Origin of the sequence: Serratia sp. CY55921 (assembly GCF_052167655.1) — a bacterium.
GTDB classification, from domain to species: domain Bacteria; phylum Pseudomonadota; class Gammaproteobacteria; order Enterobacterales; family Enterobacteriaceae; genus Serratia; species Serratia ureilytica.
Genome location: NZ_JBJNMU010000002.1, coordinates 352100 through 378686, shown reverse-complemented (window position 1 = coordinate 378686; position 26587 = coordinate 352100). Strand labels below are relative to the sequence as shown.

The following is a 26587-nucleotide window of genomic DNA, read 5'->3' as shown; positions in this document are numbered from 1 at the left end:
CCTTACTGCGGCGCGCCCAGCAACAAATCCACCGCCTTTTCCGCCAGCATGATGGTCGGCGCATTGGTGTTGCCGCTGGTGAGCTGCGGCATCACCGAGCAGTCGATCACCCGCAACTGTTCAAAACCGTGCACCCGCAGCTGCGGATCGGTCACCGCGTCCTGCGGCGACGGCCCCATGCGGCAACTGCCCACCGGGTGATACACCGTCTTGCAGAAGTTGCGTACAAAGGCTTCCAGCTGTGCGTCGTCGCGCGTCCACTCCGGCTGCGGCATCAGCAGATCTTTGATCAGCGGTTTCAGCGCCGCGGTTTGCAGGAAGCCCAGGCCGAACTTCACCGCGCGCACGCTACCGGCCAGATCGTCCGGGTGGCCGAGGTAGTTAGCGTGCAGCTTGACCGGATCGCGCGGGTTGCTGCTGCGCAGCAGCACTTCGCCGCGCGCCTTCGGTTGCAGATAGCCGACCTTGAGCGTGAAGCCGTGAATGTTCGGCAGCGGCTCGCCGGGCACGTCGTCCCAGCTGTCCAGCAGCGGCAGAAAGTGGATCTGCACGTCCGGCCGGCCGTCGCCCTGGCTGTCGGTGAAGGCGGCGCCTTCCAGCACGTTGGATGAGAGCACCCCGCTGCGAAACGCCAGCCACTGCGCGCCGTGGCTCAGCGCCTGCAGGCCGCGATCGGCGCCGAACAGGCTGATCGGCTCGCGGGTGCTGACGTTGATCGACATGTGCAGATGGTCGTGGAAGTTTTTGCCCACCGGCAGATCCGCCCGCACCTCGATGCCCAGCTGCTGCAGGTGGGCGCGCGGGCCGATGCCGGACAGCATCAGCAGCTTCGGCGAACCGACCGCGCCGGCGCTGACGATCACTTCTTTGGTGGCCCGCGCGGTCACTTCGGCGCCGCCGTTCTGGCTGTAGACCACGCCGGTGGCGACGTTGCCCTCGAAGGTCAGCCGGTGCGCCAGGGCGTTCAGTTTCACCACCAGCCGCCGTTCGTCGCGCACCGCCTTCAGGTAGGTGCGGGCGGTGCTGGCGCGCTCGCCGTTGCGGGTGGTGGTTTGGTAGAAACCGACGCCGTGCTGGCTGTCGCCGTTGAAGTCGTTGCGATAGGGCAGGTTCAGTTCCTGGCCAGCGCGGATAAACGCCATGCTCAGCGGATGGCGATAGCGGTTTTCGCTGACCGGCAGCAGCCCGTCGGCGCCGTGGTAGTCGTCGGACAGGCTTTCGTTGGCCTCGGCGCGTTTGAAGTAGGGCAGCACCTCCCGGTAGCTCCAGCCGGCGCAGCCATAGCGCTCGGCCCAGTCGTCGTAATCTTGCGGCTGGCCGCGCAGGTAGATCATGCCGTTGACCGAACTGCTGCCGCCCAGCACCTTGCCCTGCGCGATTTGCATGCGGCGGTTGTTGGCGTGCGGTTCCGGTTCCGTTTCGTAGGGCCAGCTCTTTTTGGCGATGATCTTGGCCACGCCGGCCGGCATTTTGATAAACAGGTTATTGTCGTCGCCGCCGGCTTCCAGCAGCAGCACCCGCGCCTGGGTGCGGCGGATCAGCTGCGCCGCCAGCACGCAGCCGGCGGAACCGGCGCCGACGATAATGTAATCAAAGGTGTTTTCCGACATGACAGCTCTCCGTGCGCGATTGGGATACTGGCAGAGTAGCGCGGGGGAGCAAGCGGTCAATTTACGATCGTTAATTTATTAACGAACTTCACATTAAATTTACATCGCGGTTTTTAACGTCAGTTTATCTGCTTGAAAAACGGCGTTATAGCGAGTTTTACTGATTGATTGTGATGTTAATAAAAAAGGCGCAGCAAGCTGCGCCCTGATGAAGAGGCGGGACGATTACAGCGTTTTCAGCATGGTGACTTCGCAATCGACGTGGCCGGTGGCGCCCATCGCGTGGTCGATGTGTTCAAAGCCCAGGTGTTCGTACAGCGCAACGGCCTGCGTCAGGCTGGCGGTGGTCTCGAGGTAACAACAGCGGAAGCCGTGCCGGCGGGCGAAATCCAGCGCCTGCAGCGCCAGGCGTTTCGCCAATCCCTTGCCGCGCAGCACCGGCAGGAAATACATCTTCTGCAATTCGCAAATATCGTCTGCGCCGCCCTGCAGCGGCGCGATGCCGCCGCCGCCGGCGACCTGGCCGTCCACCTCGATCACCCAGTAAGCGCTGCGCGGCAGGCTGTAGAGCTGATACAGGGCATCCAGATTGGGATCGGAGACGGTATAGCCTTTATCCGCCGTCAGGCCGTGCTCGGCGGAGACTTCGCGAATGACGTGAGCAATGGCGGCATTGTCTTCCGCCGTAATGGGGCGCACCAGCAGGCGCGCCGGGGTTGCTGTTGTCATGTTTACACTCGCCATTGAAAGAGACCACGTTCGTTTTTCGTTTTTATCGCAGCACGAAACGCGCCGGGGATTATTTCCCGGCGGCGTCCCTGCAGCAGTAATATCTTGTAATAACATCTAACCCGGCCCGGATGCAACGGCGATAAAAAAAACAGCGGGGAAGACCCCGCTGTTTTTCAGGCGTTGGCGTGAGCCGGTGGATTACAGCGCGGCGATGGTCGCCTGCTGTTCCTGCAGCTTCACTTTGCCTTCTTTGCAGGCCGCCAGGCGATCGCGTTCTTTGGCGACCACCGCTTCCGGCGCGCGCGCCACGAAGCCTTCGTTCGCCAGCTTGCCTTCGATCGAAGCGATTTCCGCATCCAGTTTGCCCATCTCTTTGGCCAGACGCGCGATCTCGGCGTCCTTGTCGATGAAACCGGCCATCGGGATCAGCAGCTCGGCGCCGTCCACCAGCTTGGTGACGGAGACCGGGCCTTTCTCTCCGGCCGGCAACAGCGCGATGGATTCCAGGCGCGCCAGACGGGCGATAAAGCTTTGGTTCTCCTGCACGCGGCGCTGGGCGTCGGCGCTGCAGTTGCGCAGCAGCACGTCGAGCGCTTTGCTTGGCGCGATGTTCATCTCGGCGCGGATGTTGCGCACGGCGATGATGGTTTGCTTGATCCACTCCAGATCGTTCAGCGCCTGCTCGTCTTCCAGCGCGGCGTCGTAGGCCGGGAACGGCTGCAGCATGATGGTGTCTGCAGTCGTGCCGGTCAGCGGCTTCACGCGCTGCCAGATGGTTTCGGTGATGAATGGGATGATCGGGTGCGCCAGGCGCAGCAGCGCTTCCAGCACGGTGATCAGCGTGTGGCGGGTGCCGCGCTGTTCCGCTTCGCTGCCGTTGCTCACCACCGGCTTGGTCAGCTCCAGATACCAGTCGCAGAACTGGTTCCAGGTGAATTCGTACAGGATGTTGGCCGCCAGATCGAAGCGGTAGGTGTCCAGCGCTTCGCGGTAGGCTTTCACCGTGCGGTTGAATTCGGCCAGGATCCAGCGATCCGCCAGCGACAGCACTTTCTCGCCGCCGTTAAAGCCGCAGTCGTGCGCTTCGGTGTTCATCAGCACGAAGCGGCTGGCGTTCCACAGCTTGTTACAGAAGTTGCGGTAGCCTTCCAGGCGCTTCATGTCCCAGTTGATGTCGCGGCCGGTCGAGGCCAGCGCCGCCAGGGTGAAGCGCAGGGCGTCGGTGCCGTGCGGCTCGATGCCGTTCGGGAACTGTTTCTCGGTGCGCTTGCGGATTTTCTCCGCCAGCTGCGGCTGCATCATGTTGCCGGTGCGTTTTTCCAGCAGATCTTCTAGCGAGATGCCGTCGACCATGTCCAGCGGATCGATCACGTTGCCTTTCGACTTGGACATCTTCTGGCCTTCGTCGTCGCGGATAAGGCCAGTCATGTAGACGGTCTTGAACGGCACCTGCGGCTTGCCGTTTTCATCCTTGATGAAGTGCATGGTCAGCATGATCATGCGCGCGATCCAGAAGAAGATGATGTCGAAGCCGCTGACCATCACGCTGGTCGGGTGGAAGGTTTTCAGCGCCTCGGTCTGCTCCGGCCAGCCCAGGGTAGAGAAGGTCCACAGGCCGGACGAGAACCAGGTGTCCAGCACGTCTTCGTCCTGGGTCAGCACCACGTCGGCGCCCAGGTTGTTCTCGCTGCGCACTTCTTCTTCGCTGCGGCCCACGTAGACTTTGCCGTTCACGTCGTACCAGGCCGGGATGCGGTGGCCCCACCACAGCTGACGCGAGATGCACCAGTCCTGGATGTCGCGCATCCAGCTGAAGTACATGTTTTCGTACTGCTTCGGCACGAACTGGATGTCGCCCTGTTCGACCGCTTCCACCGCCACTTTGGCCAGCGGCGCGGTGCGCACGTACCATTGGTCGGTCAGCATCGGCTCGATCACCACGCCGCCGCGGTCGCCGTAAGGCACCGTCAGGTCGTGCGGTTTGATCTCGTCCAGCAGGCCCAGATTATCGAAGGCAGCAACCACCGCTTTTCGCGCCGCGAAGCGCTCCAGGCCGCGGAACTCGGCCGGGATCTCGTTGCAGTAGTCGGTGCAGACTTCGCCCAGGGTGTTGAACACTTCCGCTTCCTGACGGATGTCGCCGTCGAAGGTCAGAATGTTGATCATCGGCAGGCCGTGGCGTTTGCCGACTTCGTAGTCGTTGAAATCGTGCGCCGGGGTGATCTTCACGCAGCCGGTGCCTTTTTCCATATCGGCGTGTTCGTCGCCGACGATGCGGATGCGGCGGCCGACCAGCGGCAGAATGATCTCTTTGCCGATCAGGTCTTTATAGCGCGGATCTTCCGGGTTGACCGCCACGCCGGTATCGCCCAGCACGGTTTCCGGACGGGTGGTGGCGACCACCAGGTAGTCTTTGCCCTCGGCGGTTTTCGCGCCGTCGGCCAGCGGGTAGCGCAGGTGCCACATGGAGCCTTTGGATTCGCGGTTTTCCACTTCCAGATCGGAGATGGCGGTGCGCAGCTTCGGATCCCAGTTCACCAGGCGCTTGCCGCGGTAGATCAGGTCTTCTTTGTGCAGACGGACAAACACTTCGCGCACCGCGTTCGACAGGCCTTCGTCCATGGTGAAGCGCTCGCGCTCCCAGTCCACGGAGTTGCCCAGACGGCGCATCTGGCGGGTGATGGTGCCGCCGGATTCCGCCTTCCACTGCCAGATTTTGTCGATGAACGCGTCACGGCCGTAGTCGTGGCGGGTTTTGCCTTCTTCCGCGGCGATCTTGCGCTCCACCACCATCTGGGTGGCGATGCCGGCGTGGTCGGTGCCCGCCTGCCACAGGGTGTTTTTACCCTGCATGCGCTGATAGCGAATCATGGTGTCCATGATGGTCTGCTGGAACGCGTGGCCCATGTGCAGGCTGCCGGTGACGTTCGGCGGCGGGATCATGATGCAGAAGCTTTCCTGGCTGGTGTCGCCGTTCGGCTTGAAGTAACCCTGACTCTCCCAGTGATCGTACAGCTTCTGTTCGATCTGTTTTGGGTCGTATGCGGTGTCGAGCTGACTGTTTGTCTTTTCCATTCTTTATCGTATTCAGTGAGTTGGCGGCGTAGCCGTGGTCAAATGGAAGCCGACGCTGCGATAGGCCTTGTAACGGTCGCGCGCCAACTGTTTCAGAGTGTCTTCGTAAGGAACGAAGTCTACCACTTCATGGAAAGCGGTAGCAAAATCGGCAAACTGCGGTAGCAGGGCGATCAGCAGATCGCGCGGGGCATTGCCGCGCTTGCCGGGCCAGCACAGTTCCACCGGCGCGCCGTAGTGCGGCCCTTCGCCGGCCAGGTTGTGCGGCACGAATTCATGCGGCTCGCGCTGCCACAGCGCTTCGTCCAGCCGCTGGGCCTGCTCCTGGCTCTCGCAGGCGATCAGCACCCGCTTGCCGGCGCGGAAGCCGTTGGCGGCAACGGCGCAGGCCACGGCCTCATGGGCGCTGAGCGCGCCTGACGGTTCCGCGTTGTCGAGCAAATAAAACGTCGCCTGTTTCATTAAGGATCCACCGCTGCCGATAAAAAAATGTAGGGGCACAGCATGCTGTGCCCCTTGGGATTATACCTGAATTACCGCTCAGATTTAATCGTCGCCGTTCAGGCCTGCGCGGTTCAATAGGAACTGCGACAGCAGCGCCACCGGGCGGCCGGTCGCGCCCTTGGCTTTACCGGAGCGCCAGGCGGTGCCGGCGATATCCAGGTGCGCCCAGGTGTACTTGCGGGTGAAGCGCGACAGGAAGCAGGCGGCGGTGATGGCGCCGCCAGGGCGGCCACCGATGTTCGCCATGTCGGCGAAGTTGGAGTCCAGCTGCTCGTAGTACTCGTCGGCCATCGGCAAACGCCAGGCGCGGTCGCCGGCCTGCTCGGAAGCGCCCAGCAGCTCGTGCGCCAGCGGGTTGTGGTTCGACATCAGGCCGGTGATGTGGTGGCCCAGGGCGATCACGCAGGCGCCGGTCAGGGTGGCGATGTCGATCACCAGCTCCGGCTCGAAGCGCTCGACGTAGGTCAGGGTATCGCACAGCACCAGACGGCCTTCGGCGTCGGTGTTGAGCACCTCGACGGTCTGGCCGGACATGGTGGTCAGCACGTCGCCCGGACGATACGCCCGGCCGCCCGGCATGTTTTCACAGCCGGCCAGCACGCCGATCACGTTCAGCGGCAGGTTCAGCTCCGCCACCACGCGCATCACGCCGTACACGGTCGCCGCGCCGCACATGTCGTATTTCATCTCGTCCATGCCGTCGGCCGGTTTGATCGAGATGCCGCCGGAGTCGAAGGTCAGCCCTTTGCCTACCAGCACGATCGGCTTAGCGTCCGGATTTGGGTTGCCCTTATATTCCATCACCGACATCAATGATTCGTTCTGCGAACCGGCGCCAACCGCCAGATAGGCGTTCATGCCCAGCTCTTTCATCTGCTGTTCGCCGATGACGCGGGTGGTGATGTTAGTGCTGAAGGCGTCCGCCAGTTGGCGGGCCTGCGAGGCCAGGTAGCCGGCGTTACAGATGTTCGGCGGCATGTTGCCGAGATCTTTGGCCGCCTTGATGCCGGAAGCCACCGCCAGGCCATGCTGGATGGCGCGCTCGCCGCTGGTGAGCTCACGGCGGGTCGGCACGTTGAACACCATTTTGCGCAGCGGACGACGCGGCTCCACCTTGTTGCTTTTCAGCTGATCGAAGGTGTAGAGCGTCTCTTTGGCGGTTTCCACCGCCTGACGCACTTTCCAGTACGTGTTGCGGCCTTTCACGTGCAGCTCGGTCAGGAAGCAGACCGCTTCCATCGAGCCGGTGTCGTTGAGGGTATTGATGGTTTTCTGGATCACCTGCTTGTATTGGCGCTCATCGAGCTCGCGCTCTTTGCCGCAGCCGATCAGCAGGATGCGCTCGGAGAGAATGTTGGGCACATGGTGCAGTAGCAGCGTCTGCCCGACCTTGCCTTCCAGTTCGCCACGGCGCAGCAATGCGCTGATATAACCATCACTGATTTTGTCGAGTTGTTCTGCGATAGGGGACAGGCGGCGCGGTTCGAAAACGCCGACTACAATACAGGCACTGCGCTGTTTTTCCGGGCTACCGCTTTTTACACTGAACTCCATGCACTCTCCTGAATCTTAAAGACAAAGGCGGACGCTACGGCTAGAATAACCGACTCCGTAACGATCTCCTGCCATTTGAGTTAACGGATTATGTTAACCTGAACGGCATAAATTGCTCTGTTTTGGCGACTATAAGCAAGTTCCTATAGGACACCCAAACGGCTTGATGTTGTAATACTATTTTAGCTGTGAAGGTTGCCATATGATGAGAATAAATGGCGGATTAACGATGAAATTATCGATTTTCCTGCAAAAAGACAAGTTTTCACAGGCGTAATAAGCGTGATCATCATAAGATATCTGGTACGGGAAACGCTCAAGAGCCAAATCGCCATCCTGTTCATCCTGCTTCTGATCTTCTTTTGTCAGAATTTGGTCAGGGTGTTGGGCGACGCGGTGGACGGCAATATCCCGACAAACTTAGTACTCTCTCTGCTCGCGTTGGGCGTGCCGAAAATGGCGCAGCTCATCCTGCCTTTGAGCCTGTTTCTCGGCTTGCTGATGACGCTTGGGCGGTTGTATACCGAGAGCGAAATCACCGTCATGCACGCCTGCGGGCTGGGTAAACGCACCCTGATTATCGCCGCCATGATCCTGGCGCTGCTCACCTCTGCGATCGCGGCGGTGAACGTATTTTGGGCCGGCCCCTGGGCCTCGCGCTATCAGGACGTGGTGGTGAACGAAGCCAAGGCCAACCCGAGCATCGCCGGGCTGGCGGAAGGGCAGTTCAAACCCTCGCAGGACGGCAACGCGGTGCTGTTTATCGGCAACGTGAAGGGCAGCACCTTCAACGACGTGTTCCTGGCGCAGCTGCGGCCGAACGGCAACCAACGCCCGTCGGTGGTGGTGGCCGAGCACGGCAACATCGTGCAGCAGAAAGACGGCTCGCAGGTGGTGACGCTCGACAAGGGCACCCGCTTTGAAGGCACCGCGCTGCTGCGCGACTTCCGCATTACCGACTTCACCGACTACAAGGCGGTGATTGGCCACCGCACCGTGGCGGCGGATAACACCGAATCCGAACAGATGTCGATGCAGACGCTGTGGGAATCCGACGATCCGGACGCGCGCGCCGAATTCCACTGGCGCCTGACGCTGGTGGTGTCGGTGGCGCTGATGGCGCTGCTGGTGGTGCCGCTCAGCGTGGTGAACCCGCGCCAGGGCCGCGTGCTGAGCATGCTGCCGGCCATCCTGCTGTACCTGATCTTCTTCCTGCTGCAGACCTCGCTGCGCTCCAACGCCGGCAAGGGCAAGCTGGATCCGATGCTGTGGCTGTGGCTGGTTAACGGCGTTTACTTCGCGCTGGCGCTGGCGCTGAACCTGTGGGATACCGTGCCGATGCGCAAGCTGCGCGCACGCCTGAGAGGAGCGGCCTGATGTTTGGCGTATTAGACCGTTATATCGGTAAAACGATTTTCAACACCATCATCATGACGCTGTTCATGCTGGTGTCGCTGTCAGGCATTATCAAGTTCGTCGATCAGCTGCGCAAGGTCGGCCAGGGCGAATACACCGCGCTGAGCGCCGGCATGTACACCCTGCTGAGCGTGCCGAAAGACATCGAGACTTTCTTCCCGATGGCGGCGCTGCTCGGTGCGCTGCTCGGCCTGGGCCAACTGGCGACGCGCAGCGAACTGGTGGTGATGCAGGCTTCCGGCTTCACCCGCCTGCAGATCGCCGGCTCGGTGATGAAAACCGCCATTCCGCTGGTGCTGCTGACCATGGCGATCGGCGAGTGGGTGGCGCCGCAGGGCGAGCAGATGGCGCGCAACTACCGCGCCCAGCAGATGTACGGCGGCTCGCTGCTCTCCACCAAGAGCGGGCTGTGGGCGAAGGACGGCAACGACTTCATCTACATCGAGCGCGTCTCCGGCGATAAAGAACTCTCCGGCGTCAACATCTACCACTTCAACGATCAGCGTCGCCTGGAGACGGTGCGCTATGCCGCCACCGCCAGCTTCGAGAACGGCCTGTGGCAGCTTTCGCAGGTGGACACCTCGGATCTGACCAACCCGAAACAGGTGACCGGCACCCAGACGCTGACCGGCGAATGGAAAACCAACCTGACCCCGGACAAGCTGGGCGTGGTGGCGCTGGATTCGGATTCGCTCTCCATCAGCGGGCTGCACAACTACGTGAAGTACCTGAAGCAGAGCGGCCAGGAATCGAACAAATACCAGCTCAACATGTGGCGAAAAATCTTCTCGCCGCTGTCGGTGGCGGTGATGATGCTGATGGCGCTGTCGTTCATCTTCGGCCCGCTGCGCAGCGTGCCGATGGGCATCCGCGTGGTGACCGGCATCAGCTTCGGCTTCCTGTTCTACGTGCTGGATCAGATCTTCGGCCCGCTGAGCATGGTTTACAGCATGCCGCCGGTACTGGGGGCGCTGCTGCCGAGCATGCTGTTCCTGCTGATCAGCGTGTATATGCTGCTCAAACGCAAGTAGCGGAGCGAGCGGTATGGGAAAAGGCGTGGCCGCGGGGCCGCGCCTTTTTTGTGGGTGCTGTATGCCCCCGGTGAACCACTCCCCCGACCTGTCGCTTTTCGTCGTGCTATAGTCAACCCTGCGGCATGCGGATAGAGGGAGCGGGCAGTCAATGGAAGACGAATACAATCTCAGCAATATCATCGGCAAGCGCCTGGAAGCGGCGTTGGGGGAGTTGGGCGAGCTCCTGTGGGCGTATGTGGTGTTATCCAAAAAAGACATTTCCTGTATTTTTGGCGTCACCAACTACCCGACTGAATGGGTCAACAAGTATCAAGAGCAGGGGTTGCAGTACATTGATCCGGTGGTGATTACCGCCCGCAACCGCCTGACCCCCTTTGCCTGGGACGAGCAAATCATGGCCGACTCAGGGCTGCATTTTCCCGAACTGTTCGAGCAGGCCCGCGAGTTTGGCGTGACGCACGGCTATACCTTCGTATTGCACGATTACAACAACAATCTCGTCACGCTTTCCTTTGCCTTCAGCGCAGAACAGAAAGCGGAAATCATCCCGGCGCTCATCGAACGTAAAGGTGAAATCTCGGTATTGCTGGCCTCAATCCATGAGTCGTATTTGGCGCTGGCCCCGCCGTCAGATAAAAACGCCGCAGCGCTGGAAGGCAACGCCCGCTTTACCGACAGGGAAAACGAAATCCTCTATTGGGCCAGCGTGGGTAAAACCTACCAGGAAACGGCGATGATCCTGGGCATAAAGACCGGCACCATCAAGTACCATATGTCCAACGTCGTCAAAAAGTTGGGGGTAACGAATGCCCGACATGCCGTGCGCCTGGGGATGGAGCTGCGGCTGATTAAACCAGTGGATGGATAGGCTGCTCGCTCACGGCGGCTTTCGAACCGGGAAATGACGGGCGTTAATCGGTATTGAGTGGGCAGCGTGGCGGCTCACGAGAGGGAAGTAATACAGCACCGGCCCCGATTTCTACGATGTGAAATAATAACCTGCATGAACTGATAAAGGTCTAGTAAGGGACTGTACTTTAGTCTAACTAGTTTCTCACCCCTTAAGGCGATACACTTTCCCGGTAATGTTTTGATAAAAAATATAAAAAAAAACCTGACCGCGTAGGTCAGGCTGCCAATATTGGCCAACACCAGGGAAAATTTTCTTACATCATCTTAAAGCTATTAACTCTGCAGAGGCAAGTGTTCTCTGCTGGTTTTTACGCCTTGAGTTGCTATTTTGTTACGTATGTACGCTATTTTCTGGTGATTTTAGATAACCCCCCATCTAACCGAAATAGCGTCTCTCCCCTGAAGGCAGCATTCCGCTTCTTTATTTCCCCATCTGATATTCATTAATGAAAAAATAGTGTTCTCGGAATGTTGCGCAACCTCATTCTTTATTCGCTGACACATTGGCGTGCAATTATTTGCAGCATTGCCATTACGGTTGGGGATTATTTTGTTTTTGCCAGGCGCAGGGTGAGACAGTGGCGATGGGGAGGCGGGTTGCGACCTGCTGCGTGGCGGGTTCCTGAACGTATCTCGCTAACGCGGTGAGCGGTTCTGGCTCGTGGGAGTGAATGACGTTCGGCACAGGAGCTATCATTGTGCTGTGCAACGATGCTAGAACCTGGAATCGGATGGTATTGCGTGAGTGTGGCGCCTTATCCTGGATGCTCGTTGCAATGCAGTATGCTCATCATCAACGTGGTTGGGAGGGCGCACAGCGAGAGGATGGGGCGGGCAAACGCGCGTGGCGGCGGTTTTTTCGACACTTAACTCATTGAACAACGGATAAGTGTTGCGTGCTGGTCGCGGGAAGGTATAATTCACCCGTTTTCCGCATACTACTTCAGTGCCGAAGTGGCGAAATCGGTAGACGCAGTTGATTCAAAATCAACCGTAGAGATACGTGCCGGTTCGAGTCCGGCCTTCGGCACCATCGGAACATCAATAGACGTCAACGGACGTCTTTTTTTGTGCCTGAAATCCAGTATCCGCAAGGCTTTCCTCGCTTTTTCACTCTACCTAAGTCAACCTGATTCAATCTACATCAACTTACTGATGCGGGTACAACTGCGGGTATATCCCGGTTCGATAATGTTTGTACCCACACAGAACCCTTGAAAGGATACTCATCATGGCTCTGAGTGATGTGAAGGTTCGTTCGGCTAAGTCTGAAGCAAAAGCCTATAAACTGACTGACGGCGACGGTATGGTTTTGCTGGTTCACCCTAACGGTTCCAAATATTGGCGGCTTCGCTATCGCTTCGGCGGCAAAGAGAAAATGCTGGCGCTGGGGAAATACCCTGAAGTGTCATTGGCAGATGCCAGAGCTCGCAGGGATGAGGCCCGTAAGCTATTAGCGAATGGCGTCGATCCCAGTGAGAACAAGAAAGCTGTTAAGGTAGAACAAGAGCAAGAAGCGATAACGTTTGAAGTGGTCGCCAGAGACTGGCACGCCAGCAATCAAAAGTGGTCTGAGTCGCACAGTGCTCGTGTATTGAAAAGCCTGGAAGATAATCTCTTTTCAGCCATAGGTAAGCGGAACATTGCTGAATTGAAGACACGGGATCTGCTTGTCCCCATCAAGCCGTCGAGTCATCCGGGCGGCTCGAAGTTGCCGCCCGTTTACAGCAGCGTACTACCGCGATTATGCGCTTTGCCGTTCAGAGTGGTTTAATCGACTACAATCCTGCGCAAGAGATTGCCGGTGCGGTTGCTACTGCGAAAAGACAGCATCGTGCGGCTCTGGAGCTTAACCGTATACCTGAATTACTTCACCGCATTGATCACTATTCTGGTAGGCCGTTAACTCGACTGGCGGTTGAACTCACATTGTTAGTTTTCATCCGTTCAAGCGAGCTGCGTTTTGCCCGCTGGACAGAAGTGGATTTTGAAACGGCCATGTGGACGATTCCCGGTGAACGTGAACCGCTGGAGGGTGTGAAGCATTCTCAGCGTGGTTCAAAGATGCGAACTCCTCATCTTGTGCCTTTGTCGCGGCAAGCTCTCGCTATCTTGGAAAAGATTAAAAGCATGAATGGGAACCGAGAGCTGATTTTCGTGGGCGATCACGATCCGCGTAAGCCGATGAGTGAGAACACGGTGAACAAGGCGCTGAGAGTTATGGGTTATGACACAAAAACGGAAGTCTGTGGACATGGCTTCAGGACCATGGCGTGTAGTTCTTTGATTGAAGGTCAAGGGATGCAGTAGAGCGTCAGATGAGTCACCAGAAACGTAACTCTGTGCGTGCGGCCTACATTCACAAGGCAGAGCATCTGGGGGAGAGAAGGTTGATGCTGCAGTGGTGGGCTGATTATCTGGATGCTAATCGGGAGAAAGGGGTTAGTCCGTTTGATTTTGCTAAAAAATAATTGAAATGTGCTGAGATACTTTTATGTAAAATCTCAGTGCATCTTCTTTAACTGTTTGATTATTATTAACTATAACATATTTTCTTTCATGTGAAGATGTTCTGCTTATGCAAATGTGATGAAGGTTACAGATGTTTACTATCGACTTCTTTAGTCTTAGTGCTGTGAATAATAGCGAATATATCCAAACTTGGATTTTTTAGGAGTAAACAATTAAATGGAAATAATGAGTTTTGAGGAAGTAATTGCTTATTTACATAAGAAATCTCGGCCATACTCTCTACTTATGGGGAATGGTTTTAGTATGGCATATGATAATGAAATATTCTCATATAATGCCCTGTATAATTTTTTAACATCAAGGGATGATCAATTAATAAATAAACTTTTTGATGTGATAAAAACTAAAAATTTTGAATTAGTAATGCAGCAATTAGATACGACATTGGCCTTGTTAAAGGCTTTTGGCTCGGATGATAAATTACAGGCTGATATTATTTTAGCAAATAAAAAGTTGAAAGACGGTTTGCTAAGCTCGATACATCAACTTCATCCAGAGCATGTGTATAAAATTCCAGAGAAAAAGATAATTGCTTGTGCTGAATTCTTAAATTTATTTATTAAAAGCGGTGGGCATGTTTTTTCTACGAATTATGATATGTTACTATATTGGACTCTTATGCGGAATCATGTTGAAAATGCTATCGATGGCTTTGGTCGAGAGATAGAAAATCTTGATGAAGTGCTCCGTGGAGAAACTCCAGAATACTCTGACCTTGTGTGGGGGCCCAATGTAGAGAATCAAAATGTTCATTATTTACATGGTGCTTTGCATATTTTTGACTCAGGGGTTGACATTGAAAAGGAACAGTATGATCAAAGTAATTTTTTATTAGAAAAAATTAAAAAAAGACTCGATAGAGGAAGTTATCCAATCTTTGTAACAGCCGGAAATGGAGATGAGAAACTTAGCCATATTAGGCATAATAGATATTTATCACATTGCTTTGATAAGTTATCATCATTAGATGGCTCTTTGATTACTTTTGGTTTTAATTTTGGTGAGTATGATGAACATATCATTGAAGCGATCAACAAAGCCACCCACGCTCAAAATAAAATACCTCCAAAACTATGGAGTGTTTATATTGGGGTTTATTCTGACAGTGACGCGGAACATATTCGTTCAATACAATCAAAATTCCACGCGAAAGTGAAAATTTTTGATGCAAAAACAGTTAATGTTTGGGGCATTTAATTTAAATACCGTAACGATTTTCTTATGGCATGAATTAAGTTGAGGTTTATTAACCTCAACTCTTCTTCAATTCTAATGTTTTCGCTGACCTCAGCAACAAATACGGCATTATATCTTGGGAAGTTCCAATTTACTCACCGATCATTCGTTGCATGCTTTGCGTCCAGGATGCTTTGAATGCCGAGTCTCCTGCGAACAGCTTATAAAGCTCCAGCTCATCCTTACGTCGTTGCAACATAATCTCTTTGAGCATCTTTTCAAAAGCCAAGCTTCTGTTATGTGGATCAGGATTATTTTTATACTTAGTCTCAAAATCAGGGTGATTACGAATACTCTCGGCAATGTTTATAAACTTCACTTTCTGCTCTTCAGGCGTAGCACTCCACCCCTGGAACCACCTCTCATTGAAGCTGCGAATTATTTCGTCTAATGGATCTTTTTCCTTTTCACTGCTATGTGCTCCACGTGGATTTGGGTTTTGAGGATCAAGCTCGGCTTCCTCATCGCTCAACTTGATTGTATGATTGAGCTTCACACGCTGCAGCCCATAGGAACTCAAATCAACAGAATCTAAAAGCTCGTCAATGGCATCTGCATCAGGGTCTTCAACTTTCAGCTTAGGTATGAGGAATTTCAAGAACCAGAACAATTTCTCCCAAGTCACCATCTCATAAGGCATGATAGAGGCCATTTGCCCATAGATTTTCACGAATTGTTTGGCTTTAATTTTGAAATCAACTTTAGCTTCAGGTTCGAGTTCTAACTCATAGTCAAAACGAGCTGCTGCAACATCGATAATCGGGCTAAGAGTTTGGGCATCCTCATTATTAAAATAACGAATTACAAACTCTTCAACTTCATGCCACTCATAAACCCCCACATCATCCATTTCATCTTTTAACTCATGCAGCACGTTGATATCGGTGGCTTGCGACAAAGATGTGGCTGTATAAAACGGATCAAATGCTAACTGAATGTCTTCGACAGAATTGAAGAAATCCAGTACAAACAAATCTTCTGTTTTCTTTCCAAACTTGGGTGCACTACGGTTGAGTCGCGACAATGCTTGCACACACAAGACGCTCGCTAGCTTTTTATCCACATACATCGCGCAAAGCTTTGGCTGGTCGAATCCAGTGAGATATTTGTTGGCGACAACTAAAAGTCGATATTCATCAGTATCAAACATATCTTTAGTATCAGTTTCGGCAAAGCCATTGATATCGGCTTCAGTGTACTCAATTCCATCAACTTCTTTCGTACCCGAGAATGCGATCAGAATTTTAAATGGGTTGCTTTGTTCTTCAAGTATACGTTTGATGGCTTTGTAGTAACGAATGGCAGTCTCAATGTTTTGAGTTACGACCATCCCTTTCCCTTTGCCTTTGAGCTTTTTCGCATTTACCACGTGAGGCACAAAATGCTCCAACATGATCTCTGCCTTCGTATCAATAGTCTGCTGACTGCGCTCAACATAGGCTCTAAGTTTTTTCTGGGCTTTTTTAGTATCGAACTCTGGGTTGTCAGCTATCGATTTTTCAATCTCATAATAGCTCTTGTAAGTCGTATAATTGGCAAGCACGTCCAGAATAAAACCTTCTTCTATAGCTTGTTTCATCGAGTAAAGATGGAAGGGTTTAAACGTACCATCTTCCTGGCGCTCTCCAAATTTTTCTAGCGTGCTGTTTTTCGGCGTTGCCGTAAACGCCAGATACGATGCATTACCTCGCATTTTACGCGACTTCATTGCCTGAAGAATTTTATCCTGAGCATCTTCAGCCTCTTCAACTCCAGCCTTACCCATTGCTCGGTTCATGTTGTCATGTGCTGAACCTGACTGAGAACTGTGTGCCTCATCGATGATCACGGCGAAACGCTTATCACTCAGATCGGCAATACCATCAATGATAAACGGGAATTTTTGAATCGTCGTAATTATGATTTTCTTGCCGTTTTCAAGTGCTTGCTTAAGCTCAGATGATTTGTGCGCAGGGGCAATAATATTTTTTACCTCTGAAAACTCTTTAATATTATCCCGCAATTGCTTATCCAACAGACGTCTGTCAGTCACGACAATCACAGAGTCGAATAAAGGTTGCTCCAGGCTTTTACCACCTGCCGCAGCTTCGCTAGTAGGATAGGTCTCAATAAGCTGGTAGGCCGCCCAGGTAATTGAATTAGACTTACCAGAACCAGCCGAGTGTTGAATTAAATATGTCTGACCAACGCCATGAGTAGCAGCATGAACGACCAATTTTCTGACAACATCTAACTGGTGGTATCGAGGGAAAAATAAGGTTCGCTTCGGTAATGGCTCTTTGATTGTGCCATCCAGACGTACGAAGTGTTGAATGATGTTGGCAAGGCTTTCTTTGGTGAATATTTCTTGCCATAGATACGCCGTTTTGTGGCCAGTTGGGTTAGGGGGATTACCTTGGCCAAGATTGTGTCCTTTATTGAATGGCAAGAAAAATGTATTGTTGCCCGCCAACTTCGTCGTCATATAAACTTCGTCTGTGTCCACTGCCATATGCACCAAACAACGGCCAAAGGTCAGTAATGGCTGGGTAGCATCACGATCGTCACGATATTGCTTTTGCCCATGGTAGCGAGCTGTTTGTCCCGTCCAGGCATTCTTTATTTCTAGAGTGATTAAGGGTACGCCGTTGATGAACAATACCATATCAATTTCTTGTAAAGGATTTGCTAACGAGTAACGTAGTTGCCTAGTACAACTAAAAACGTTACCAGCAAAGTTTCGCTTTACCTTCTCACTACTGCTCGCCAGTGGTGCTGGGTAGAGCAAAATGAAATGGGCATCATCTACACTCAGGCCTTTCTTGAGTACGTGCAAAATACCGTGCTTTTTGATGAGCCGATCAAACCGTTCCAATAACTTGCGTTGCCAATCTGCTGGATTATTTTTTTGTAATTTAGTCAGTTCAGCTTCCTGTGTCTTTTCTAGAAATTGCCAGAAAAAACGCTCATCAATGGCATATTGCATATTAAAGTCACTAGAAGCACCAATGACATACCCTGCACCGGAGTACTGGGGGCTTAGGCCACCTTTGAGCTCCTCAGTACTGATACCTACCAAACATCTTTCAATGGTTGACTCTAATGCTTGTTCATTGGTTTGACTAACCATGGTTATAAGATCCCTTATTCAAAACATCTCTATCGAGTGCCAATATATCTAAATGTTCACGGGCATCACCAAAACCATCTTTCTTTAGTGCCATCTGCAATTATTTGCTTAGTGTTTCAGGTCTGCCGCCGTCCGTTTCCTAAGATTTTTGCGTGCGCTAGAGCTCCGAAAGCCACGTTCGTTGAACTTCTTGGCCTTGACCGAGCTGGTTTGATAATTCACCGTGAACATATTGCAGTGTCCTATTGTTCAACCATCTCTAGTGTAATTTTTAATTTGCCTGTCACAGCACTGTTGATCAGCGTGGTTTTGTACTCTTTGAGTTTCTCAATTTGTGCCAACAACAACTCGATACCCTCATCAGAAGATGTCATAAATGAGCTGACGTAATTCGCAATCTCACGCTGCTCACGGATTGGAGGAATAAACAAATCTACTTGTGAAAAATTATCGAAATTCAAATCCTGCCCATCTCGAATAAAGCTCGCGGTTTGTTGCAAGGCAGCAATGTAGGAGGGGAGTTTTAATAGATACCCATAAAATCCAGGGTCAATTTCCTCTAATGCTTTAAGAACAACATAGGATGATCGAATACAGCCTTGCGACCAGGCTCGCTCTAAGCCGCCTTGGAAGCTTCTCATGCTAATTACAAAATCATCCTTTTCGACATGCTTTCTTTTATCCAAATGGAGTTGAATTTTAACGACTCGCTTACCTGTTAATGCTTCGTACTGCTCTTGTGGGATTACACCATAAGCCTGTGTTGCTGAAAGCTGAACATCATCTTTCCATGCCCGTTCTTTCCTTTGTGCAAATAGAAACTTACTTCTACGGATTTCCCAATGCTCTGGGATCTTACCGATCCAATCGACACCGGAGTCCTTTAGCTTGATGTTTGGATCAATCCCTTGCGTGACTGCCTTTTGAATGATGATTTGCTTACGCTCTTTCAGCAGATTGATTTCCTGCTCTTTTATCGCAATCGCTTGGTCAATTTGTGTTGTTTTTTTGTCAAGAAAATTGGAGATTAATACTTGTTCCTCGAAAGTAGGTAGAAATATTAAGGCTCTCTTTAATTGTGGCCAGTACAGATTGCGCTGGATTGTTCCCACCCCTTTAGAGTTAATTAAGTAATTGGCTACCATTGAACCATCTCTAAACAAGTAGTTAGCGTATTGAGGATATAAATCCTTCGATAACTCCAATACTAAATAGGCTGGGCTAACAATACCTCGTAACGATGATACTCCGACTGAACCTCTCCATGCTTGTTGGTTATTTAATACAAAGTCACTTGGTTCTACTAATTGATATTTACTGAGATCAGTGCTTGTCGCATTTGTTCTCTTGGCGTCGACGTCATCAAAGCGAATAACTCCCTTATCCAAGTAAACTGATAATAATTGCTCATGTGGCTGATTTACAATGGATTTTAATTTTGATATAGAACATAATGGTACCTTGTTCCAATGAGAAGGAACAAAACCAAGCCACTCAATTCTTGAATTTCGATATGCCTTGTATTTAGGCATTGAAGCTAAGTTGCCCATCATTTATCCCTCTGTACTTCTGCTACTTTCGTGCCCAAAATCTGCGCAATCAACCCGTCTGCTTTTTGTTCCAAATTAATGATATCTCTTGCTACTACGTCCAAGCTTCGTAGCGGTTTATGACGATAGAAATACTTGTTAAAGCTGATTTCATAACCAATTTTCACGGAGTCTAGGTTAATCCAGGCTTCATCGACATGCGGTTTTATTTCGTCGAGAAAGTACTGATAAATGCTTTGATTCAATGGAATAGACTCATTGTCCCGGAGATCAGAGTTTGTTTCGTAAGTAATGTATTCACCTTTTTTTTCGGTTGGGTAGTAGCCAAAATCAGATAAATCGTCCACTCCGCATTCATAGCAAGCAAGCATGTTATCTAATTTATCACCACTTAACTTAACGACTTTTTTAACCACTTTTTTTGCCGATTCGTCATACCAACTAACGGCATTCAAGATGGCATTTTTCTCAGATGCAGATAACCTCACACCACTCACTTTAAGTGATTTATCAACAAGGCTCGTAAACTCATTAAAATCATCAAATTCATTATCGCCAATGTCAGACATCAATTTTTGAGCGGTTTCCAGAACGGTTCTAAGTGCCAACCAATTCTTGACATCAAGTAGTTTGGTTCTGGCTTTTGCATTTAAGCTGATTTCGTTCTCTTCACACCAGGCGAAGATTTCCTTCTCAATGGATTTCAGAAAACTCTTTTTCTGATCACTGCCGAAACCTGTGTTTTTATAAACATCATCACCATATTCGGCATATAAGTGCGTCATGACGTCGCTAAACTGCTTATCAAAACGCAATGCTGCAATAGCGTCCTGAGTAAAGCGTGCTTTACGTCGGTCTGGACGTTCAATTGTGACTTTATAGTAACCAAAGTCGTTGTTGCTAAATACCTTGCTAGCAATACCAATAGGGTCATTGTTTATGTCTAACTGCCTTTCAACATCCACGCAGGAAAGGTAGGTATTGGTGATCTCAGTGATATGTTCAGGTGCAAATTCGCAGTTTTTATTGCCTAAATTTTTGCGCAGTTTGCGATAGAGCAAACTGGCATCAATCAACTGCACTTTGCCTTTTCGAGAAGTGGGCTTATTGTTGTTGAGAATCCAAATGTAGGTAGTAATACCTGTGTTATAGAACAGGTTATTAGGTAATTGTACGATAGCATCCAGCATATCGTTTTCGATAATAAACCGACGGATATTACTCTCACCAGAACTCGCATCCCCTGTAAATAAGGATGAGCCGTTATGAACAGATGCGATCCTGCTACCGAGCGGACTGATGCTGGGGTCTTTCATCTTGTTGACCATTTCCATTAAGAACAGTAACTGGCCATCACTCGAGCGTGGCGTGGCATCAACCACTTCTACGTTGCCCCAATAATCTTTCAGGCTTACTTTAAAGCGAGGATCAATTACATCATTACCATCTTTGATGTATTTTTGCTCTGATGCCCAACTCTTCCCGTAAGGTGGATTAGACAACATAAAGTCAAACCGAGAGGACGCAAATGCGTCCGTAGATAATGTAGAGCCTACTTTGATGTTTTCAGGGTTATTACCCTTAATCATCATGTCTGATTTGCAGATCGCGTAGGTTTCGTCGTTAATCTCTTTGCCGTATAGATAGATGTCCCGGCTGTCATCAGGATATTTCTCTTCAATGAAACTCTGAGATTCAGTCAACATGCCGCCGCTTCCACAAGCTGGGTCGTAAACCGTCATAGTGAGTGGAAGTTGGCCCTTCACCGGGTCAAAAACCAAATGCGTCATCAACTCGATCACTTCTCTGGGGGTAAAGTGTTCACCGGCTTCTTCGTTATTTTCTTCATTGAACTTGCGGATTAGCTCTTCGAACACATAGCCCATACCCAAGTTGGTGAGTGGCGGCATCTTGTAGCCATCGGGATCTTCAACGACTACTGGCGTTAAATTGATGTAAGGAGAGACAAATTTTTCAACCACATCCAGCAGAACTTGCTTCGAGGCCATGTGGCGAATTTGTGACTTAAGTTTAAAGCATTCAATGATTTCTTTAACGTTATCGCTAAAGCCGAGTAAGTACTCTTCAAAGTTTGCCAGGAGTATTTGCTGGTTGTTCGTTGCGGCGTTAAACAGTGACTTCAATGTCCATTTTGACGTGTTATAAAACACATAGCCACTGGCTGACTTTAAGGGCTCATCATCTAGCTCTGTAGCTTGCATCTCTTCTTTTTGGAACTTAACTTCCGCTAACACAGCTTCCTTGGTTGGCTCTAACAAAGTATCCAAACGTCGCAAAACCACCATAGGTAAAATCACATCGCGGTACTTACCGCGAACGTACACATCGCGTAAGCAATCGTCGGCAATGTTCCAAATAAAAGAGATAAGCTTGTTGTGTACACTATGATCCATTTTTCTTCCTAATCACTGCTCATTTTTACATCTGAATGAAGAACTAAACTTGGCCTGCATGACTGTTGGTAAGTTCACACAAAGGTACAAGCAGCCAAAGATAGTTTCGAATCGTCCCAGTTTAACCAAGTACGCTCCTGAGTCCAGCCCTAAGCTAGTATGGAAAGATGGTGTTAACGAACAGCTTAAGATTCATGCATGTACAACATGGCAGATGGCTTGGACTGACCCCACGATAGCTATTTAAAATTGACCTCTTTCAACTCCAACTTCACCATCAGCTCCTTGTTCACCTCTTTCCCATCCACTCCGCTATGAATCCGTCGATGGCAAGTTGGGCAGATGGCACCTACCCACTGCGGGTGATCGGGGCCTTCGTCGGCTAGGCGTTTAGTGTGATGGGGTTCGAGGTAGGGATCACCATTTCTTTTCTTGAACGGTGCAGGCTGATCGCAGGCTTCGCAGATGCCATTGGCGCGCTTGAGCACGTATTTTTTTACGTCTTCGCTACGTTTGAACCAGGATTTTTTGCTGTCACTCTGTTGGCGCTGGCCTGATATCTCTGAAGACTTTATAGCCTTTGCGCGCAACTGTTCTAAACTCTCCTCCTTCTGGCCTACTTCTGATGAGATAATCTCATGAGCAGAATCTTGGGCAGAAGATACACGGAATAGATTGAAAATTATCCCTTGCCTCATGTTTTCTTGAGTATCTTTACATTCAGCGTAGTTCCATGAATCACACTCAAATAGCCCAGCAAATTTCACGCCCGTACGTTTTTTGTTATATTCAAATAAAAGTATATCCTTACCATTCTCTTTATGGTCGCGGATATCTTTATTGCCTTTGGTAAACTGCATGTTACCTTTCTGGCCTTCTCCCGTGTAGGAGAAGTGGTCGTTGTTAGACCATCCATCTTTGTACCCATGAGTTTCGCCAGTCTCGCCGGTGAAAATGAAGATCACGGGGAATTCTTTAGGTGTCGATATTCCGCCCTGTTCTTGCCCTCCATAGAGGTCGTGGAGGTGTTTACGTTTATAAACTTCGTCTTTTTCCAGTATCTCAAAAGGATGCGGTGTTTCGGCGATCTCAAAACCGAGATCTTTGAGAAACTGGATGGCTTTTTCCGTTCCGCTATCGGCGTTGATTCCCTTAAACGGATAACCATTCTGCTCACTGTATGCTCTAGCGGCAATGCCTCGGATATCGTACTTCTCGCCATTATAAAGAAGGGTGTATTTTTTAAATCGCTTTATTTTATGTTGTTTTAAGAATTCATCTCGGCCAAGCTTTTTATATTCTTCGATGGCTTTTAAAACGGATTCTTTTGAAGATAACGCCTCTTTTGAAGATAACGCCTCTATTGAAGTTGCCAAAACCACTCCCTCACATTACCGAGTTGGCTCTGAGCAATGTGCTTGCTAACGAGAGCAGTATGCATCAATACCCAGCAGTTAACTCATCGATTTACCGAATGCGTTAACTATGCCAGGTAGGGGAGGAAATGCCTACCTTGATGAATGATTTTGTTGTGATATGTCAGTCAGATCTATTGGAAATCGTGGGTGGGAAGGGCGACGAGTGCAGGCATCGCCCTGATTGTCATTTACGTTAGCCGCAGGCTTCCATCTCCCGCAGTGCCCGCCCATAAAGATTACACAACGCAGGAACCAGATGCGCCGTGGCGTTGAGGTAGCGATTCATCTGCTCCCAGCCTTCGGCATCCAACTGTGGGTGCTTTTGCAGTAAATGGCCGAACAGCATCAGGCCGTGGCACAGCCCTTCCGCCTGTTCGGCAGAGAGGGCTGCCAGGTCTAAGAGTTCTGAAGGGTTAAAAGCGCTGAGATCGAGGTGGTTAAACAGTTGGCGATAAAGGGTGAGGGTACTTGTGGTGTTTTCAGTGATGGCGACATTTTCCATGTGTCTTTATCCTTAGTGTGTAGTATGCGTACTACCACATGAGACGCTAAACCCATGGTGGTAGCCCAAGCGGAGTTAGCGTTACCGGACACTAAGGAAACCGGCGCTTCTTGCGAAGCCCCCACTTGGGCCACCATAATTCTGGATGTTTAAAGCCCCAACATTATATACATAATGCTGCCTTGTGTAAGTGTTCGGAACGCTAACTCCGGCTGCGGATTTTGCCGCAGCGGGAAAACTATAGCGTTATCAGTAAAAGGAAAAAATAAGCTGTATGGAATTACAGGCCATTTCATCTCTAATATGGAATATGAATCGCAGTTAATGAGTTGTAAGATTCAACTATTTATTCTATGAATGCTCATCTTCTTTATATTCTCTTTTTCTCAATATCTTTATTTGAATTTTATTTTGATGGCTTAAGTTAATATATTCACAAGATGAATTTATCATGAGGTTTTCCGTTATTTTATAAATAAGTAAATATAATCTAGACTGGCTGAGAAGTAGTCGCTAAGATTTCGATTTCAAATGGTCATAGGGAATTTGACTCATGCTTACGAAAGAACAGAAAGGCCAACAAGTGAAAGAGGGAGCATTACGACTTATGACGTTGGGTGAAATAGCCATGGCTCGACGTGTTTTCGGTAAGTCGATCGTCTACAACCGTGTATGGATTCATTGCGATAGTTACTTACTCTTTGGTTTACAAGGTAAGCATGTTGGTATGTCGCCCAACGGCGAGATATATTTCCGAGAGGAGGAATGCCTGGCTGATTTCTCTAAGGTAAATAATTACGCAAAACAACATTTCTTTATTCATGAGCTTGCCCATGTTTGGCAGCATCAGCATGGGCAGTGGGTCCGCCTCAGAGGTGCCTTTAGTTGGGCAGCTAATTACACTTATAAGTTAGACGCTAATAAGACGCTCACAAAGTACTCTTTGGAACAACAAGCCTGTATCGTTGCCGATTATTGGTTGTTAATACAATATGGCTATGATGCTTGGGCATATGGTATTGGGCGTTTTGTGAATTACACGGGTCCCCAAAACAATAGAATTCGTTTACAGTACGAGCAGGTTTTAGCCGAGTTTTTACGTCAGAGGTAGTCATGAAACGGATCTTCCCCCTCGCATTCCCCTTCCTGCTCGCAGGCTGTCCGTCGATAGGCGATCGTATCCCCGTAGACTATCCCGCTACCGCCAGCCTGCGTGAGGGCAAAGTATGCATCACCGTTCAGCCGCAGGGAGACGAAAAGCTCGCGGGTATCTCGATTTACCGATTGGATGAGGCGCAGAGTCGCACGTTCAAATTCTTCGAGCCGCTGCGGGATATCGCCCCCAATCAGTGCGTCCCTGAAGAGGGCTACGTATTTACGCCGGGGCAGCAATACCATTTCTCCGCGAAGCTGGTCTCCCTCAATAAACAGCAGGCGGGCGAGTTTCTCTCTGCGCGTGAATTCGTCGCCGAATTCGTTGTGCAGCAGGAAGGCGATCAACTTAGGTTGGAAGCCCTCCGCACCCCACGCTAACCCCACCGCCCAAACCTACCCCAAATCCCCCCCATTGCTGGCGATCACCTTTTTATACCACCAGAACGATTTCTTGCGGGTGCGGGCGAGGGTGCCGTTGCCCTGGTCGTCGCGGTCGACGTAGACAAAGCCGTAGCGCTTGCTCATTTCGCCGGTCGAGGCGGCCACCAGGTCGATGCAGCCCCAGGTGGTGTAACCCAGCACCGGCACGCCGTCGGCGATGGCGTCGGCCATGGCGCGGATGTGTTCGCGCAGGTAGCTGATGCGGTAGTCGTCCTCAATCTCGCCTGCTGCATTGAACTCGTCGTGCGCGCCCAGGCCGTTTTCCACCAGGAACAGCGGCTTTTGGTAGCGGTCGTACATCATGTTCATGGTGATGCGCAGCCCCAGCGGGTCGATGCCCCAGCCCCAGTCGCTGCGCGGCAGGTGCGGGTTCGCCAGCGATTTCACCACGTTGGCGGCGCTGCTGTTGTTGTCGTTCATGTCGGCGGAGGCGCAGCGCGAGGCGTAGTAGCTGAAGGAGACGAAGTCGACGGTGTGCTTCAGGATGTCGGCGTCTTCCGGTTCCATGACGATGCTGACGCCTTTCTCGCGGAAGACGCGGGCGGCGTAGGAGGGGTAAGCGCCGCGCGCCTGCACGTCGATAAAGAACAGGTTCTCGCGGTCTTTCTCCAGCGCGGCCCACACGTCTTCCGGCTTGCTGGACCACGGGTAGAAGTTGCCGCCGGCCAGCATGCAGCCCACCTGGTTGGCGGGGTTCACTTCGTGGGCGATGCGCGTCGCCAGCGCGCTGGCCACCAGTTCGTGGTGCGCGGCCTGGTATTTCACCTGTTCGGGGTTTTCGCCCGCTTCAAACACCAGCCCCGCGCCGGAGAACGGGCTGTGCAGCAGGATGTTGATCTCGTTGAAAGTCAGCCAGTATTTCACCAGCCCGTCGAAGGCTTCGAAGCAGGTGCGGGCGTAGCGGGTGAAGAACTCCACCATCCTGCGGCTGCGCCAGGAGCCGTATTCGGTCACCAGATGCATCGGCACGTCGAAATGGCACAGGGTCACCAGCGGCTCGATGCCGTATTGGCGGCACTCTTCGAACAGGCTGCGGTAGAAGGCGATGCCTTCGGCGTTGGGCGTCAGCTCGTCGCCGTTGGGGTAGATGCGGCTCCAGGCGATGGAGGTGCGGAACACGGTAAAGCCCATCTCCGCCATCAGCGCGATGTCGTCGCGGTAGCGGTGGTAGAAATCGATGGCGTCGTGGCTGGGGTAAAACTCGTCGTCGCGCAGGCTAAAGCGCTTCTCCAGCCCGAGTTTGACCGCCATGCGGTTGGCGCCGTGCGGGATCATATCGACGGTGGTCAGCCCTTTGCCGCCCTCGCGATAGCCGCCTTCCGCCTGGTTGGCGGCTAAAGCGCCGCCCCATAAAAATCCTTTAGGGAATGTTGAATCGGACATGCAATCCTCT

The 26587-nt window shown here is 51.5% G+C and carries 18 protein-coding genes, 1 tRNA gene and 1 pseudogene; 8 read left to right on the top strand and 12 right to left on the bottom strand.

Features of this window, described 5'->3' with window-relative positions; genetic code table 11:
• Positions 1 to 2: 2 nt before the first annotated feature.
• The 5 genes from ACJ8M3_RS15580 to pepA all read right to left on the bottom strand — a co-directional run bounded on the left by ACJ8M3_RS15580 (position 3) and on the right by pepA (position 7475).
• Entirely contained in the window at positions 3 to 1610 is a 1608-nt protein-coding gene (locus ACJ8M3_RS15580) for a GMC family oxidoreductase (protein ID WP_089197624.1), read from the bottom strand.
• Positions 1611 to 1835: 225 nt separating this feature from the next.
• On the bottom strand, positions 1836 to 2339 hold the full coding sequence (locus ACJ8M3_RS15575) for a GNAT family N-acetyltransferase (RefSeq protein ID WP_033636872.1): 504 nt from the start codon (positions 2337 to 2339) through the stop codon (positions 1836 to 1838).
• Between the two features lie 201 nt (positions 2340 to 2540).
• Positions 2541 to 5417 (bottom strand): valine--tRNA ligase, encoded by a 2877-nt coding sequence (locus ACJ8M3_RS15570; protein ID WP_089197625.1) that lies wholly within the window; start codon positions 5415 to 5417, stop codon positions 2541 to 2543.
• A gap of 12 nt (positions 5418 to 5429) precedes the next feature.
• Positions 5430 to 5879 carry a DNA polymerase III subunit chi gene (locus tag ACJ8M3_RS15565; RefSeq protein ID WP_004933353.1) on the bottom strand — a complete coding sequence of 150 codons (450 nt, stop codon included), beginning with the start codon at positions 5877 to 5879 and terminating at the stop codon, positions 5430 to 5432.
• An 84-nt stretch (positions 5880 to 5963) separates the two neighbouring features.
• Entirely contained in the window at positions 5964 to 7475 is a 1512-nt protein-coding gene (gene pepA / locus ACJ8M3_RS15560; protein ID WP_004933352.1) for a leucyl aminopeptidase, read from the bottom strand.
• Positions 7476 to 7757: 282 nt separating this feature from the next.
• On the opposite strand from pepA, the gene lptF reads away from it, so the two are divergent.
• From lptF to ACJ8M3_RS15530, 6 genes and pseudogenes are all read left to right on the top strand, one after another.
• Positions 7758 to 8852 carry an LPS export ABC transporter permease LptF gene (gene lptF, locus ACJ8M3_RS15555; RefSeq protein ID WP_033641697.1) on the top strand — a complete coding sequence of 365 codons (1095 nt, stop codon included), beginning with the start codon at positions 7758 to 7760 and terminating at the stop codon, positions 8850 to 8852.
• A complete protein-coding gene (lptG, locus tag ACJ8M3_RS15550; protein WP_047025123.1) occupies positions 8852 to 9922 on the top strand; it encodes an LPS export ABC transporter permease LptG in 1071 nt (356 codons plus the stop codon). Before lptF ends, lptG begins: the two co-directional genes overlap by 1 nt.
• A gap of 151 nt (positions 9923 to 10073) precedes the next feature.
• Positions 10074 to 10793 carry a LuxR family transcriptional regulator gene (locus ACJ8M3_RS15545; protein ID WP_033641699.1) on the top strand — a complete coding sequence of 240 codons (720 nt, stop codon included), beginning with the start codon at positions 10074 to 10076 and terminating at the stop codon, positions 10791 to 10793.
• A gap of 992 nt (positions 10794 to 11785) precedes the next feature.
• Positions 11786 to 11870 (top strand) — tRNA-Leu (locus ACJ8M3_RS15540).
• A gap of 198 nt (positions 11871 to 12068) precedes the next feature.
• A pseudogene (locus ACJ8M3_RS15535) lies at positions 12069 to 13308 on the top strand (tyrosine-type recombinase/integrase).
• A gap of 217 nt (positions 13309 to 13525) precedes the next feature.
• Positions 13526 to 14566 carry a DUF4917 family protein gene (locus tag ACJ8M3_RS15530; protein WP_089197626.1) on the top strand — a complete coding sequence of 347 codons (1041 nt, stop codon included), beginning with the start codon at positions 13526 to 13528 and terminating at the stop codon, positions 14564 to 14566.
• Positions 14567 to 14696: 130 nt separating this feature from the next.
• On the opposite strand, the gene ACJ8M3_RS15525 is transcribed toward ACJ8M3_RS15530, so the two are convergent.
• The 6 genes from ACJ8M3_RS15525 to ACJ8M3_RS15500 all read right to left on the bottom strand — a co-directional run bounded on the left by ACJ8M3_RS15525 (position 14697) and on the right by ACJ8M3_RS15500 (position 23735).
• Entirely contained in the window at positions 14697 to 17714 is a 3018-nt protein-coding gene (locus ACJ8M3_RS15525) for a type I restriction endonuclease subunit R (protein ID WP_089197627.1), read from the bottom strand.
• Positions 17715 to 17956: 242 nt separating this feature from the next.
• Entirely contained in the window at positions 17957 to 19267 is a 1311-nt protein-coding gene (locus ACJ8M3_RS15520; RefSeq protein ID WP_230201420.1) for a restriction endonuclease subunit S, read from the bottom strand.
• The gene (locus tag ACJ8M3_RS15515) at positions 19264 to 21678 is read right to left on the bottom strand and encodes a type I restriction-modification system subunit M (protein WP_060434051.1); all 2415 of its coding nucleotides are present in this window, start codon (positions 21676 to 21678) and stop codon (positions 19264 to 19266) included. The genes ACJ8M3_RS15520 and ACJ8M3_RS15515 overlap by 4 nt, the downstream gene beginning before the upstream one ends.
• Before the next feature lie 239 nt (positions 21679 to 21917).
• A complete protein-coding gene (locus ACJ8M3_RS15510) occupies positions 21918 to 23054 on the bottom strand; it encodes an HNH endonuclease (RefSeq protein ID WP_060434053.1) in 1137 nt (378 codons plus the stop codon).
• A gap of 235 nt (positions 23055 to 23289) precedes the next feature.
• Positions 23290 to 23598 carry a hypothetical protein gene (locus ACJ8M3_RS15505; RefSeq protein ID WP_060434055.1) on the bottom strand — a complete coding sequence of 103 codons (309 nt, stop codon included), beginning with the start codon at positions 23596 to 23598 and terminating at the stop codon, positions 23290 to 23292.
• Positions 23493 to 23735 carry an ash family protein gene (locus ACJ8M3_RS15500; protein ID WP_089197628.1) on the bottom strand — a complete coding sequence of 81 codons (243 nt, stop codon included), beginning with the start codon at positions 23733 to 23735 and terminating at the stop codon, positions 23493 to 23495. The genes ACJ8M3_RS15505 and ACJ8M3_RS15500 overlap by 106 nt, the downstream gene beginning before the upstream one ends.
• Before the next feature lie 416 nt (positions 23736 to 24151).
• On the opposite strand from ACJ8M3_RS15500, the gene ACJ8M3_RS15495 reads away from it, so the two are divergent.
• Together ACJ8M3_RS15495 and ACJ8M3_RS15490 are read left to right on the top strand one after the other, a co-directional pair.
• Entirely contained in the window at positions 24152 to 24709 is a 558-nt protein-coding gene (locus ACJ8M3_RS15495; RefSeq protein WP_089197629.1) for a type IV secretion protein Rhs, read from the top strand.
• A gap of 2 nt (positions 24710 to 24711) precedes the next feature.
• Complete coding sequence (locus tag ACJ8M3_RS15490) at positions 24712 to 25131, top strand: putative T6SS immunity periplasmic lipoprotein (RefSeq protein WP_145957742.1); 420 nt, start codon at positions 24712 to 24714, stop codon at positions 25129 to 25131.
• A 15-nt stretch (positions 25132 to 25146) separates the two neighbouring features.
• Here the strand turns inward: ACJ8M3_RS15490 and ACJ8M3_RS15485 are convergent, their stop codons facing one another.
• The gene (locus ACJ8M3_RS15485) at positions 25147 to 26577 is read right to left on the bottom strand and encodes a 6-phospho-beta-glucosidase (RefSeq protein WP_089197631.1); all 1431 of its coding nucleotides are present in this window, start codon (positions 26575 to 26577) and stop codon (positions 25147 to 25149) included.
• Positions 26578 to 26587 lie beyond the last annotated feature (10 nt).

What these genes read in the sequence shown, in the direction of transcription:
- ACJ8M3_RS15500 (WP_089197628.1), bottom strand. Translation starts at nt 23,735, where the DNA reads ATGGTGGCCCAAGTGGGGGCTTCGCAAGAAGCGCCGGTTTCCTTAGTG.
- ACJ8M3_RS15570 (WP_089197625.1), bottom strand. Translation starts at nt 5,417, where the DNA reads ATGGAAAAGACAAACAGTCAGCTCGACACCGCATACGACCCAAAACAG.
- lptG (WP_047025123.1), top strand. Translation starts at nt 8,852, where the DNA reads ATGTTTGGCGTATTAGACCGTTATATCGGTAAAACGATTTTCAACACC.
- pepA (WP_004933352.1), bottom strand. Translation starts at nt 7,475, where the DNA reads ATGGAGTTCAGTGTAAAAAGCGGTAGCCCGGAAAAACAGCGCAGTGCC.
- ACJ8M3_RS15525 (WP_089197627.1), bottom strand. Translation starts at nt 17,714, where the DNA reads ATGGTTAGTCAAACCAATGAACAAGCATTAGAGTCAACCATTGAAAGA.
- ACJ8M3_RS15485 (WP_089197631.1), bottom strand. Translation starts at nt 26,577, where the DNA reads ATGTCCGATTCAACATTCCCTAAAGGATTTTTATGGGGCGGCGCTTTA.
- ACJ8M3_RS15575 (WP_033636872.1), bottom strand. Translation starts at nt 2,339, where the DNA reads ATGACAACAGCAACCCCGGCGCGCCTGCTGGTGCGCCCCATTACGGCG.
- ACJ8M3_RS15505 (WP_060434055.1), bottom strand. Translation starts at nt 23,598, where the DNA reads ATGGAAAATGTCGCCATCACTGAAAACACCACAAGTACCCTCACCCTT.
- ACJ8M3_RS15495 (WP_089197629.1), top strand. Translation starts at nt 24,152, where the DNA reads ATGCTTACGAAAGAACAGAAAGGCCAACAAGTGAAAGAGGGAGCATTA.
- ACJ8M3_RS15545 (WP_033641699.1), top strand. Translation starts at nt 10,074, where the DNA reads ATGGAAGACGAATACAATCTCAGCAATATCATCGGCAAGCGCCTGGAA.
- ACJ8M3_RS15515 (WP_060434051.1), bottom strand. Translation starts at nt 21,678, where the DNA reads ATGGATCATAGTGTACACAACAAGCTTATCTCTTTTATTTGGAACATT.
- ACJ8M3_RS15565 (WP_004933353.1), bottom strand. Translation starts at nt 5,879, where the DNA reads ATGAAACAGGCGACGTTTTATTTGCTCGACAACGCGGAACCGTCAGGC.
- ACJ8M3_RS15490 (WP_145957742.1), top strand. Translation starts at nt 24,712, where the DNA reads ATGAAACGGATCTTCCCCCTCGCATTCCCCTTCCTGCTCGCAGGCTGT.
- ACJ8M3_RS15520 (WP_230201420.1), bottom strand. Translation starts at nt 19,267, where the DNA reads ATGATGGGCAACTTAGCTTCAATGCCTAAATACAAGGCATATCGAAAT.
- ACJ8M3_RS15580 (WP_089197624.1), bottom strand. Translation starts at nt 1,610, where the DNA reads ATGTCGGAAAACACCTTTGATTACATTATCGTCGGCGCCGGTTCCGCC.
- ACJ8M3_RS15530 (WP_089197626.1), top strand. Translation starts at nt 13,526, where the DNA reads ATGGAAATAATGAGTTTTGAGGAAGTAATTGCTTATTTACATAAGAAA.